This is a genomic window from Metabacillus sp. GQ13 (assembly GCF_059758525.1).
In genome coordinates, this window is record NZ_JCAXET010000023.1 from 1 (window position 1) to 13,174 (window position 13,174).

11 protein-coding genes are annotated in these 13,174 nt (G+C 35.1%); all 11 read left to right on the forward strand.

Translation table 11 applies throughout. The features are described 5' to 3' along the window. Nucleotides 1–657: 657 nt before the first annotated feature. The 11 genes from AC6CHR_RS22125 to ispF all read left to right on the forward strand — a co-directional run bounded on the left by AC6CHR_RS22125 (nucleotide 658) and on the right by ispF (nucleotide 13,117). Nucleotides 658–1,476: an STAS domain-containing protein gene (locus tag AC6CHR_RS22125; protein WP_498251229.1), complete on the forward strand. Its 819-nt coding sequence runs from the start codon at nucleotides 658–660 to the stop codon at nucleotides 1,474–1,476. Between the two features lie 655 nt (nucleotides 1,477–2,131). After that, the gene (locus AC6CHR_RS22130; RefSeq protein ID WP_498251230.1) at nucleotides 2,132–2,830 is read left to right on the forward strand and encodes an MgtC/SapB family protein; all 699 of its coding nucleotides are present in this window, start codon (nucleotides 2,132–2,134) and stop codon (nucleotides 2,828–2,830) included. Nucleotides 2,831–2,955: 125 nt separating this feature from the next. Further along, the gene (locus AC6CHR_RS22135) at nucleotides 2,956–3,417 is read left to right on the forward strand and encodes a CtsR family transcriptional regulator (RefSeq protein ID WP_498251231.1); all 462 of its coding nucleotides are present in this window, start codon (nucleotides 2,956–2,958) and stop codon (nucleotides 3,415–3,417) included. A gap of 15 nt (nucleotides 3,418–3,432) precedes the next feature. Continuing rightward, entirely contained in the window at nucleotides 3,433–3,984 is a 552-nt protein-coding gene (gene mcsA, locus AC6CHR_RS22140) for a protein-arginine kinase activator protein McsA (RefSeq protein WP_498251233.1), read from the forward strand. A 3-nt stretch (nucleotides 3,985–3,987) separates the two neighbouring features. Next, complete coding sequence (mcsB, locus tag AC6CHR_RS22145; RefSeq protein WP_498251234.1) at nucleotides 3,988–5,085, forward strand: protein-arginine kinase McsB; 1,098 nt, start codon at nucleotides 3,988–3,990, stop codon at nucleotides 5,083–5,085. Further along, the gene (clpC, locus tag AC6CHR_RS22150; RefSeq protein ID WP_498251236.1) at nucleotides 5,082–7,523 is read left to right on the forward strand and encodes an ATP-dependent protease ATP-binding subunit ClpC; all 2,442 of its coding nucleotides are present in this window, start codon (nucleotides 5,082–5,084) and stop codon (nucleotides 7,521–7,523) included. Before mcsB ends, clpC begins: the two co-directional genes overlap by 4 nt. 400 nt (nucleotides 7,524–7,923) lie before the next feature. After that, nucleotides 7,924–9,297 (forward strand): DNA repair protein RadA, encoded by a 1,374-nt coding sequence (radA, locus tag AC6CHR_RS22155; protein WP_498251237.1) that lies wholly within the window; start codon nucleotides 7,924–7,926, stop codon nucleotides 9,295–9,297. Between the two features lie 3 nt (nucleotides 9,298–9,300). Next, on the forward strand, nucleotides 9,301–10,380 hold the full coding sequence (disA, locus tag AC6CHR_RS22160; RefSeq protein WP_498251238.1) for a DNA integrity scanning diadenylate cyclase DisA: 1,080 nt from the start codon (nucleotides 9,301–9,303) through the stop codon (nucleotides 10,378–10,380). A gap of 286 nt (nucleotides 10,381–10,666) precedes the next feature. Further along, complete coding sequence (locus tag AC6CHR_RS22165; RefSeq protein ID WP_498251239.1) at nucleotides 10,667–11,764, forward strand: PIN/TRAM domain-containing protein; 1,098 nt, start codon at nucleotides 10,667–10,669, stop codon at nucleotides 11,762–11,764. 154 nt (nucleotides 11,765–11,918) lie between these two features. Next, a complete protein-coding gene (ispD, locus tag AC6CHR_RS22170; RefSeq protein ID WP_498251240.1) occupies nucleotides 11,919–12,623 on the forward strand; it encodes a 2-C-methyl-D-erythritol 4-phosphate cytidylyltransferase in 705 nt (234 codons plus the stop codon). 17 nt (nucleotides 12,624–12,640) lie between these two features. Continuing rightward, nucleotides 12,641–13,117: a 2-C-methyl-D-erythritol 2,4-cyclodiphosphate synthase gene (ispF, locus tag AC6CHR_RS22175; RefSeq protein ID WP_498251241.1), complete on the forward strand. Its 477-nt coding sequence runs from the start codon at nucleotides 12,641–12,643 to the stop codon at nucleotides 13,115–13,117. The last annotated feature ends 57 nt before the right edge of the window (nucleotides 13,118–13,174 follow it).

Below are 13,174 nucleotides of genomic sequence, written 5' to 3' on the forward strand. Positions count from 1 at the left end.
ATTTCGAGCAAAAATCTTATTGGCAAAACAATATAAAAGAATTGGGATGCATATTGGTTAGGGTGATTTATGTCATCACCCCAACATTTGACGTAGAACCTAATTCTAAGATGAATTCTCATTTTGTAGTTAAATATAAAATACAGAGCCAGATCTCCATATACGTCAGAATACATCCTATAGTGGAAGTGTTTGAATGAAAATTATACTAAAATAAATGTGATTAAACTACTTTTAATACTTTTAATTTTCTGCTCAATATGCGAAGGAACCACCATTCAAGATTTTTCATCATGACCATCAATACATAATCTAACTTTGCATTCGATTTTCTTAAGATTAGGCTGTATTATCCGTCAAAAAACTCAAATATTCCTTTCAGTGCCCTGCTGAAATATATTGAAGTATTAGCTCGAATGGACTCAATAAATGTATTTTATTAAAAATTGTATTAATGAACTATGCTTATTTTAGGTTATAATTTAGATATGCATTTACCCAAAATATTGATGATATTACTTTAATAGCAAAATCTTAAAAAATATTGCAGATATGAAATTAATTAAAAAATATTAGCTACATATGACGTATGTATATGTAAAAGCTTGAAAGACTACAATCTAGTAAAAAATTAATATCTATAGGGTGTGAAGACAAATGAAATCGATTACTAGCGTAGCTACCTATATGGTTGAACATGCTGATTTTCTGGCTGTTGAAATTGTTGAAGGTGTTATTAATTATGCAAAGTTAGAAATATCTAACTTGGAGAAGGAACAAGCAATTAGAATGTACAATGACCTTTTGGTTTTTTTTGGGGAATCTATTATTGAATGTGATAAAGAGGGAGTACCTGAAGCACTGTATATTTGGAGTAAAAGGAATGCTGAAGAACAGGTAGCATCAGGAGGGGAAATCTCTGAGATTATTGTACGCTATCCAGCAACAAGGGAACTTATTACGGATATTCTTACAAAAATCAGTTTAGATTTTGGACTATCAATAAAAGAACATTCATTTATACTTAAGAGAATAAATGCAATGCTAGATATAAGCATAAATGAAACTGTATTTGCTTTTGAACGTCTTTCTACTAAAATTAAAGCTGAATCTCAAAAGGAAATAGCTAGACTTTCAGCACCTGTAGTGCCAATTAAAGATGGGGTAGCAGTTCTGCCATTGATTGGTATAGTCGATTCATTTAGAGCAACTTATATTATCGAATCAGTTATTCCAAAGATTGCAGAACTTAAAATAAATTATCTCATTGTCGACTTCTCAGGTATTTTGACAATTGATGAAGAAGTTGCCCGTTATCTGTATCAAATAGAAAGTGTTCTTCGGTTATTAGGTAGCAAAACAATTGTAACAGGTTTACGTCCTGAATTAGCTCAAATTGTTGTGAATAGTGGTATTGATATGTCGTCAATCAAAACGTTTGCACATTTGAAGCATGCATTAGAAAGTTTAAAGTAAGAGAAAATAGCGTAACCAGAATGATTATAGCTTACTACCTGAGATGCTACGTATGATATTAAAAACTATAAATTTTATTAGCTTACTTCTCCATAGTTAGGGAGAGTAAGCTTTTTCTCATTGCTGAGTAAATTTATTTTAATCAATTTAGGAATGAATAAATTGATAAAGTTGTAGAATGAGAGGGCTGTATCCATAAATATTGTAGCTTTATATAAAAATATATCGGATGTAGTTAATATGTTACATGTACCTAATTGTTTTGTTATTTCTTTAAACAACAGAGAGCAACACAACAAGAAATTGAAATAAACTCATATAAAGGAAAAACTGCTTATAATCAATTAAATGTTTCCAGGGCTGTTTTCACAAAAATTGTTGTTATTTGTAATAAGCATTTCTTAATATACCTTTTCTTTCTGTCTTCGTGTTCTTTTCGCTGAATTACTCAGCCATTTTCAACTAAAATAGAGCTTCTAATTATACGAAGAAAATCCAAAGTCCAATTTTTTTAAGTTTGATAGCAACAAACATTATTTTTAGGGAAAAGCCTTTCAGAATAAAGATAAAATAATTTATTGATTTGTAGTTTGAATACAATCATTTGAGTATACATATATTAGAGAAAGATTTTTATAGCCAAAGAGGGGAAAGAATGAATACTATTATTGACTTATTAAATCAAGATACATACATTATGTTTTCACGTATATTAATAGCAACATTATTATGCGGTCTAATTGGATTAGAGAGGGAATTTAATAAGCATCCTGCAGGATTTCGTACACATTTACTTGTAGGGATAGGGTCTTGTTTAATGATGATCTTATCTCTTTATGGATTTGAAGATTATATTCAAAAAGATCCTAATATTCGCTTTGATCCTGCCAGAATCCCTTCCTATGTTATCAGTGGGATAGGATTTCTTGGTGGTGGAACAATTCTTGTTAGAGGAGCAACAGTCAGAGGTTTAACAACTGCTGCCTCAATATGGATAGTGGCAGGGTTAGGTTTAGTTATAGGTTCAGGTATGTATGAAGTGGCTATATTTACGACATTCATTGTTTTGATGTGTTTAATTTTTTTAAATCGACTAGAAAAATTTATGATTGGCAAAAGACCTAAAAGGAAAGTAAAAGTAGTTGTCCACTCTAATAAGACTACAATTGAAGATGTGTTAAAGAAGATATCGACATACGACGTGAAAACAAATAAGACCGTTATGACATCATGTAGGAAGGATAAAGAAGGTCAGGTAACATTTAATTATCAATTAGAGATAGATGTTTCATCTGTAAATGTTGATCTAGAAAGAATCATTGTAGAGGTAAGTGAGGTGGAAAAAATATTTTAGATATGTTTTACAAGTTAATATTTTGGCAATAGTTAAAATGAAACAGAAAGCTTGAAAATTTTTTCTGTTCGTTTTATAGTAAGGTTAAAGTCAAATATAGTCAAAGTCAGTGAGGGGGAGGTTGAGTGAGAAATATTTCAGACATTATTGAACAGTACTTAAAGCAGGTTCTGGAAAGTGGTGGAAAAGAAATAGTAGAGATTAAGCGTAGTGAGATTGCTGATAAGTTTCAGTGTGTACCTTCACAAATTAACTATGTTATTAATACAAGATTTACGATTGAAAGAGGGTATGTCGTAGAAAGTAAACGTGGTGGTGGCGGTTATATCCGTATTATCAAAGTCCGATCCAATAATCATGCACACTTAATCGAACAAATCTTACATTTAATTCAACATCGCCTTTCACAAGTTGCTGCAGTGGACATAATCAGTAGACTAGTTAGTGAGGAAGTTATATCAGCTAGGGAAGCTAAACTGATGCTGAGCGTTATTGATAGGTCTGTGATATATATTGATCTACCCCATAGGGATGAATTAAGGGCTAGGATGGTTAAAGCCATGCTGACGTCATTGAAATATAAATGAAAGTAGGGGAGACGGATGATCTGCCAGGATTGTAAAGAAAGACCGGCGACGTTTCACTTTACAAAAGTGATTAATGGTGAAAAAACAGAGGTTCATATTTGTGAGCATTGTGCGCACGAAAATAGTGAGCTAGTTATGTTTAATGTTAATCAAGGTTTTTCTTTAAATAATTTATTAACGGGTTTGTTAAACATGGAATCGGGTATTGCCAAGACAGAAGAACAGAATGTTTTTCAAGCAAATGATGTTCCTCATTGTGATCGATGCAAAATGACTTTACCCCAATTTAAAAAGGTTGGAAGATTTGGGTGTTCAAACTGTTATCATACATTTAAAAGTTATATAAATCCGATATTAAAACGGGTTCATGGTGGAAACACTGTCCATTCCGGGAAAATTCCAGAGAGAATTGGCGGAGATATTCATATCCGCAAGCAAATTGGCGAGCTAAAGGATAAACTTCATCATTTTATTGCCCAAGAGGAATTTGAACAAGCTGCCGAATATAGAGATCAAATTAGACTTCTTGAGAAAAAACTAAGCAATTCTCAAAAGGAGGGATCATAAGGCATGTCTCTCCAAAATTTTATGAATAAAGCAATGAGTGCTTGGATGAGTCAAGAAGGTCCTGATTCAGATATTGTTTTAAGCAGCAGAATTCGCTTAGCACGAAATATAGAGCAATATAAATTTCCGACGCTTTCTACCAATGATGAATTACAAGAAGTGTTAACTTTTTTTGAAACAACTTATGCAAATAAAAAATTCCAAAATATTGGTCGACTAGAACTACTTAAGATGAATGATATGCAACCAATTCAAAAAAGGGTTTTAGTGGAAAAGCATTTAATAAGTCCAAATTTATCAGAAAACTCAAGTTTTGGAGGGTGTTTACTTTCTGAAAACGAAGAAGTTAGCATTATGTTAAATGAGGAAGATCATATTCGTATACAATGTCTATTCCCAGGCTTTCAGCTTATGGAGGCATTGGATATGGCAAATAAATTAGATAATTGGATTGAAGAGGAAGTTGATTACGCCTTTGATGAGAAAATGGGCTACCTAACGAGCTGTCCGACTAATGTTGGAACTGGATTGAGGGCATCTGTCATGATGCACTTACCAGCACTTGTCCTAACACAGAAAATCAATAGAATTATTCCTGCTATTAATCAACTAGGATTAGTCGTTAGAGGAATTTATGGCGAAGGTAGCGAAGCAGTAGGTAATCTATTCCAAATCTCGAATCAGATAACGTTAGGTAAGTCTGAAAAGGATATTGTTGAGGACTTAATTAGTGTTGTTCAGCAGTTAATCACACAAGAAAGAACAACACGAGAAGCGCTATATAATTCTTCTCAAAACCAACTGGAGGACAGAGTGTATCGATCATTTGGTACATTGGCCTATAGTAGAATTATTGAATCCAACGAGACAGCAAAATGCCTTTCAGATGTTAGGTTGGGTATCGATCTAGGGATTATAAAAGATATATCACGAAATATTTTAAATGAATTAACAATTTTAACTCAGCCAGGCTTTCTACAACAGTATTTTGGCGGTTCGTTACGCCCTAATGAGCGAGATATTCGTAGAGCTGCGTTAATAAGAGAGCGGCTAAATTTAGAAATGGTACGTAATAAGCAAGAGGAGGATGATGAAATATGATGTTTGGAAGATTTACTGAACGTGCACAAAAGGTACTTGCTTTGGCACAAGAAGAAGCAGTTCGTTTGGGTCATAACAATATAGGCACAGAACATATTCTTTTAGGTCTTGTCAGTGAAGGAGAAGGAATTGCTGCTAAAGCGTTATTAGCGTTAGGTTTAGGGCCTGAAAAGATCCAAAAAGAGGTTGAAGGACTAATTGGAAAAGGTCAGGATACCTCGCAGACGATTCATTACACACCAAGAGCAAAAAAGGTCATTGAACTTTCGATGGATGAGGCTAGAAAATTAGGTCATTCTTATGTTGGAACTGAACATATCTTACTTGGTCTTATTCGCGAAGGAGAAGGGGTAGCCGCTCGCGTATTAAACAATTTAGGTGTAAGTCTTAATAAAGCTAGACAACAGGTGCTTCAATTATTAGGAAGCAATGAAACGTCCTCTAATCATCAAGGTGGAGGTATGACAAATGCAAACACCCCAACTTTAGATAGCCTTGCTAGAGATCTAACAGTTATCGCAAGAGAAGGTAGCTTAGATCCGGTTATCGGAAGAAGCAAAGAGATTCAACGTGTGATAGAAGTACTTAGTCGTCGTACGAAGAATAACCCAGTATTGATTGGGGAGCCCGGTGTAGGTAAAACAGCTATTGCTGAAGGATTAGCTCAACAAATTGTCCAAAATGAGGTACCGGAGATACTACGTGATAAGCGTGTTATGACACTTGATATGGGAACGGTTGTTGCAGGTACTAAATATCGTGGTGAATTTGAAGATAGACTGAAAAAGGTTATGGATGAGATCCGCCAAGCCGGAAATATCATTTTATTTATTGATGAGTTACACACGTTAATTGGTGCTGGTGGAGCTGAGGGAGCAATTGATGCCTCAAATATCTTGAAACCGTCATTAGCTAGAGGTGAATTGCAGTGTATCGGTGCAACTACTCTTGATGAGTATCGAAAGTATATTGAAAAAGATGCTGCACTAGAACGAAGATTCCAACCAATTCAAGTAGATGAACCAACAGCTAAGGAAAGTGTTCTCATTCTAAAAGGTCTACGTGATCGTTATGAGGCACATCATAGAGTCTCGATTACTGACGAAGCTATAGATGCGGCCGTTAAATTATCTGATCGTTATATTTCAGACCGATTTTTGCCAGATAAAGCAATTGATCTTATTGATGAAGCTGGTTCAAAGGTGCGATTACGGTCCTTTACAACACCACCGAACTTGAAAGAGCTTGAGGTAAAGTTAGATGAAATCCGTAAAGAAAAGGATGCGTCTGTACAAAGCCAGGAGTTTGAAAAGGCTGCTTCCCTACGTGACACAGAACAAAGGTTACGTGAACAACTTGAGGAAACAAAGAAAACATGGAAAGAAAAGCAAGGTCAGGAAAATACAGAAGTTACTGTTGAAGATATAGCTATGGTTGTTTCTAGTTGGACTGGTGTCCCTGTATCTAGACTTGCGCAAACAGAAACGGATAAGTTGTTAAATATGGAGAACTTGTTGCACTCAAGAGTAATTGGTCAAGATGAAGCTGTGGTTGCAGTGGCTAAAGCTGTTCGACGTGCACGAGCAGGACTTAAGGATCCGAAACGTCCGATTGGATCTTTTATCTTCTTAGGCCCAACTGGTGTTGGTAAAACAGAGCTTGCCAGAGCTTTAGCAGAGTCCATTTTTGGTGAAGAAGACGCAATGATCCGGATTGATATGTCTGAGTATATGGAAAAGCATTCAACAAGCCGTTTAGTGGGTTCACCTCCTGGATATGTAGGATATGATGAAGGTGGTCAATTAACAGAAAAGGTTAGAAGAAAGCCTTATTCTGTCGTACTCTTAGATGAAATTGAAAAGGCTCATCCTGATGTATTTAATATCTTACTGCAGGTACTCGAAGACGGAAGATTAACTGATTCAAAAGGTCGCACAGTAGACTTTAGAAATACGATCTTAATTATGACATCTAATGTAGGGGCTAATGAGTTAAAACGGAATAAATATGTTGGATTTAGTATTCAAGATGAAAAGCATGATTATAAAGATATGAAAGGTAAAGTAATGACCGAGTTGAAACGGGCATTTCGACCTGAATTTATTAACCGTATCGATGAAATTATTGTATTCCACTCTCTAGAGAAGAAACATTTAAAAGATATTGTTTCCCTTATGTCTGACCAATTAACAAAACGATTGCAAGAGCAAGATCTTACATTGGAATTAACCGAAGCTGCAAAGGATAAGATTGCAGAAGAAGGAGTGGATCTTGAATACGGTGCGAGACCACTGCGTCGTTCGATTCAAAGAAATGTCGAAGATCGACTATCTGAAGAATTATTAAGGGGTAATATTGATAAAGGTCGCAATATTATTCTAGATGTTGAAAATGGAGAATTTATCGTTAAAACCACTGAAAAGAAAGAAGTTAAATAGGTTACCTTAAATTAGTTACTCTTATTATAAAAGCAATAAAATTTAGAAAATACTAGGAAGTCGGGTATGAAGCCCGATTTTCCTTTTGCAAGAAATAAGTTGAGGCATGCTACGTATTGTGTGCCTCATTTTCTTTTATATGGAACTCTAAATAAAGATCTTATCTTGTTATTGGCTACCGGAATATACACTTGTCGTTCAAAGTGTTCCTCGTACTAAGCTACTACAATAGGAAGTAATTTATAAGCTTTAAAACTACACTGCTATCCAAAAGTTATATTTACTTTATAGATTAAAGAGGGACATTTTTACGATATACCTTAAAAGGAGCCATATAATTAATGGATTAGTATCATAATTTCCATGACTACTTGGTAATCTATTAGGAGAGGGAATAGAAATGGCGAAAACAAAAGTGAAGTTTATTTGTCAGACATGTGGATATGAATCAGCTAAATGGATGGGGAAATGTCCTGGGTGTGGAGAATGGAATACAATGACAGAGGAAGTCCTGAAACCAGTCTCACCTCGAAAGGCTGTTTTTAATCATTCCAATCAAGTTGCACAAAAACCTTCCCCGATTACAAATATCGAAACAACTCAAGAACCAAGAATTTTCACGAAGTCTGAAGAATTTAACCGCGTACTAGGTAGTGGGATAGTGAAGGGATCCCTTGTTTTAATTGGTGGTGATCCTGGAATAGGAAAGTCTACCCTTTTACTGCAGATCTCCTCACAGCTTGCTGATAATGGAAACGATGTTCTATATATTTCAGGCGAGGAATCTGTCAAACAAACAAAACTAAGAGCTGACAGATTAGGAGTTAAGTCAAGTAAATTATTTGTTTTATCTGAAACAGATTTAAGTTTTATTTCAAAAGCAATTGAGGAAACAAACCCTGCTTTTGTTGTAGTTGACTCGATTCAAACTGTTTTTCATAGTGAAATAAGCTCTGCCCCTGGGAGTGTGTCACAGGTCAGAGAATCCACAGCCGAGTTAATGAGAATTGCCAAAACACAAGGTATTGCTATTTTTATTGTCGGCCATGTAACAAAAGAAGGATCTATTGCTGGTCCGAGGATATTGGAGCATATGGTTGATACTGTATTATATTTTGAAGGTGAAAGACATCACACCTATCGAATTTTACGAGCAGTTAAAAACCGTTTTGGTTCAACAAATGAAATGGGTATTTTTGAAATGAAGGAATCAGGGCTGGAAGAAGTTAAAAACCCGTCAGAAATCTTTTTAGAAGAAAGATCAAAGGGTGCAGCTGGTTCGACCGTTGTTGCGTCTATGGAAGGAACAAGACCAATACTTGTTGAGATTCAGGCATTAATTTCGCCAACAAGCTTTGGTAACCCTAGAAGAATGGCTACTGGAATTGACCATAATCGTGTTCCATTGCTAATGGCTGTTTTAGAAAAACGTGTCGGCCTACTTTTACAAAATCAAGATGCATATTTAAAAGTAGCGGGTGGTGTGAAGCTTGATGAACCAGCTATTGATCTAGCTATTGCTGTAAGTATTGCATCTAGTTTTAAGGATGCACCACCAAAACCTACTGATGTGATAATAGGTGAAGTTGGCTTAACTGGAGAAGTTCGACGTGTATCTAGAATCGAGCAAAGAGTCATTGAGGCTGCTAAGCTAGGATTTAAAAGAGTAATTATTCCTGAAGCGAATATCGGTGGTTGGAGCGCCCCAGATGATATCGAAGTAATCGGCGTGAAAAATGTTGCAGAGGCCCTCCACAAAACTATAGGAGGATAATGAATGATAGAAAAAGAGAGTAAATCTGGTGAAAAGACCTTAAATGAAATTCTGCAATTTGTAGCACCTGGAACACCAATCCGGGAGGGAATTGAGAATGTCCTCCGTGCAAAAACTGGTGGATTAATTGTTGTAGGTCACAACGGTGTAGTCAATGACGTAATTGATGGTGGTTTCTCAATCCAATGTTCTTTTTCTTCTTCACATTTATATGAGTTAGCTAAAATGGATGGGGCAATTATCTTAAGTGATTCAGGGAAAAAAATCATGTATGCAAATGCACAATTAGTACCAGATTCGACTATTTACTCTTCAGAAACAGGGATGAGACACCGTACGGCTGAACGTGTAGCTAAACAAACAGGTAATTTGGTCATTGCCATATCACAAAGAAGAAATGTCATCACGTTGTATCATGGCGAGTTAAGATATGCCTTAAAAGAAATCGGTGTCATCTTAACAAAAGCAAATCAGGCTATCCAAACACTAGAGAAATATAAAATTGTCCTCGACCAATCTGTCGCCACTTTGGGAGCTTTAGAGCTTGAAGAATTAGTTACGTTTAAAGAAGTTATTCAGGTCTTACATCGTTTTGAAATGGTGTTAAGAATTAAGGATGAAATCAATGACTATGTTAACGAGCTTGGTGCAGAGGGCTACCTTATTAGGTTACAACTTGCTGAACTGCTATCGGGTTTAGAGGAAGAGGCTGCGTTACTAATCAAAGATTATACAAATGAAAAAATAGTTGATTCTTCGCTTATTATTAAACAATTACAAGATTTGTCTAGTTTTGAACTCTTAGAGGATTCCGTTCTTTTTAAATTACTTGGCTATTCAACATTTACTAAAATCGATAATCCAGTTACACCTAGAGGTTATCGAATGTTAAGTAAGATTTCGAGGATGCCGACTATAATTATTGAAAATTTAGTGACAACTTTTAAAAATTTGAAACTTATTATGCGGGCATCCGTAGAACAGTTAGACGAGGTAGAAGGAATAGGTGAGGTTAGAGCTAAGAAGATCATAACAGGGTTAAAAAGATTAAAGGACCAACATTTAATAGATCGCCATATATAAGTATTGGCTGTTTTCTAAACGTTTCTTGCTACTTGTTAATAAAAGTCGACTTTTTGTTTTTAACGAATAACAGTAATTTTGTGAAAAGCTAGTATAGAATTTTAATAAAAACTGCAACATTTATGTTTTAATTTCGTCAAATTAGGGTATATTAAGATTGTTTTTTAATATATTTTGAGCAGTTAGATTACAGCCTTGTATCAATCTATTTACATTTTTAATTTTATGTTTCCTCATGTACAAGAAGTAGGATAAAGTAGTTATATCGTTAAAAGGAGGTGAAGGTATGTTAATAAAGCGCATCATACAGTTGTTATTTTTAAGTGTAGGAGGTATGTTAGGAATTCTATTCATACCAGAATTACTACAAGTATTAAATATGCAGGACATACCTTTTATTAATACACCGTATACATTAGCTGTATTAGGTGCAATTATCTTTTTTGTTGCAACATTTTGGTTAGTTGATTACGTTGTAAATTGGATTAAGGTATTAGAAGAGACTGTTATAAAAGCTCCTGTTGCGGATGTTTTATTTGGAAGTTTAGGGTTAATATTTGGTCTTATAGTTGCTTTTCTTATCGTTATACCTTTAAAAGATATTCAATATCAAGTTTTTCAAACAATCATCCCGATCTTTTTAACACTTTTTCTTGGTTATTTAGGATTTCAAATTGGTTTCAAGAAGAAAGATGAACTAATTAGTTTATTCTCAGTTCCTAACCTAATGAGTAAGAAAAAGGGAGCGGCAGATGAAGAAGTTGATACCGAGGATAAAAAGCTAAAAATATTAGATACTAGTGTCATTATTGATGGTAGAATCGCAGATATTTGTCAAACGGGCTTTTTAGAAGGGACAATTGTTATCCCTCAGTTTGTATTAGAGGAGCTTCAGCATATTGCTGATTCTTCAGATGTATTAAAACGTAACAGAGGTCGTAGAGGTCTTGATATTTTAAATCGAATCCAAAAAGAGCTTGCGATTAATGTAGAGATATATGAGGGTGATTTTGAAGAAATTCAGGAAGTTGATAGTAAATTAGTAAAATTGGCGAAGATCACTTCCGGTGTTGTTGTAACAAATGATTTTAATCTAAATAAAGTATGTGAACTGCAAAAGGTACATGTACTTAATATTAACGATTTAGCAAATGCAGTCAAACCTGTGGTGCTACCAGGTGAAGAAATGAATGTTCAAGTAATAAAGGATGGTAAAGAGCATAATCAAGGAATAGCTTATCTTGATGATGGCACGATGATTGTTGTGGAAGATGGACGTAATTATATAGGAAAACATATCGAGGTCCTTGTCACAAGTGTTCTTCAGACATCAGCAGGTAGAATGATTTTTGCCAAACCAAAATTACTAGAAAAGGCGTTATAGAGAAATCAGAGAGACATTTATTACCTTTTTTCTCTTAGTAAGTATAAATGTAAAGGCCCGTGAAACATTAGGTTACTAGTGTTCATGGGCCATTTTACATATTGGCAGTAATCTTTTATGATAATGGTATACTGATTATTAAGGAGTAAGTAGAATGAACTATCAGGTCGTAATTCCAGCTGCAGGACAAGGTAAGAGAATGAATGCAGGTAAAAACAAGCAGTTTATCGAGCTTGAACAAGTACCGGTAATTGTTCATACTTTAAGGGTGTTTGAGGATCATTCCATGTGCGTTGGAATTATTCTAGTTATTAATGAACAAGAACGGGCGGACTTTTTGCAATTAATTAATGATTACGGCTTATCAAAAGTAAAACATCTTGTTGTTGGTGGTAGTGAGAGACAGTTCAGTGTGTACAATGGTTTACAAGCTGTCGATGAAGGAGAAATTGTCCTTATCCATGATGGAGCACGACCATTTATCACTCAGAGGGGCATTGAAAATCTTTTATCTAAAGCAAAAGAAACAGGTGCAGCTATCCTTGCTGTTCCGGTAAAGGATACGATTAAGCGGGTTGAGAATGGCCTCGTTACTGAAACAGTAGAACGGTCAAGTATTTGGTCGGTTCAAACTCCGCAAGCTTTTCAATTTTCATTAGTACTAGAGGCACATCAAAGGGCTAACAAAGAGAACTACCTTGGAACAGACGATGCTAGCTTAGTTGAACGGTTAGGTAGTCCGATATCAATTGTTCCCGGTAATTATACGAATATTAAATTAACAACTCCAGAGGATTTGGTGATTGCTAAATCAATCCTTATTAATAAAGAACACAATAAGAGTAGAGCAAGAAAATAGAATTGGGAGAGATAAAAATGATTAGAATTGGACAAGGATATGATGTTCATCAGCTTGTTGAAGGTCGACCATTGATTATAGGTGGGGTAGACATTCCCTACGAAAAAGGGTTATTAGGACATTCGGATGCAGACGTTTTATTACACACAGTTGCTGATGCATGTTTAGGAGCAATAGCTGAAGGTGATATCGGTAAACATTTTCCTGATACAGATCCTACCTTCAAAGATGCAGATTCTGCTAAATTGTTGAAAGAGGTATGGAAACTTGTAAAAGATAGAGGTTATATACTAGGGAATATCGATTGTACAATCATTGCGGAAAAACCTAAAATGGCACCTCATATCGATGCAATGAGAACGATTATTGCGGGATTACTTGAAGCAGAGCTCTCCGAAGTAAATGTAAAAGCAACAACGACGGAAAAATTAGGATTTACGGGTAGACAGGAAGGGATTGCTTCACAAGCGACTATATTAATTGTTAAGAAATAGTTCTTTAGAAGATATTTATTTTGTAACTAGTTACCAATGGTGATAAAATGAGTTCTG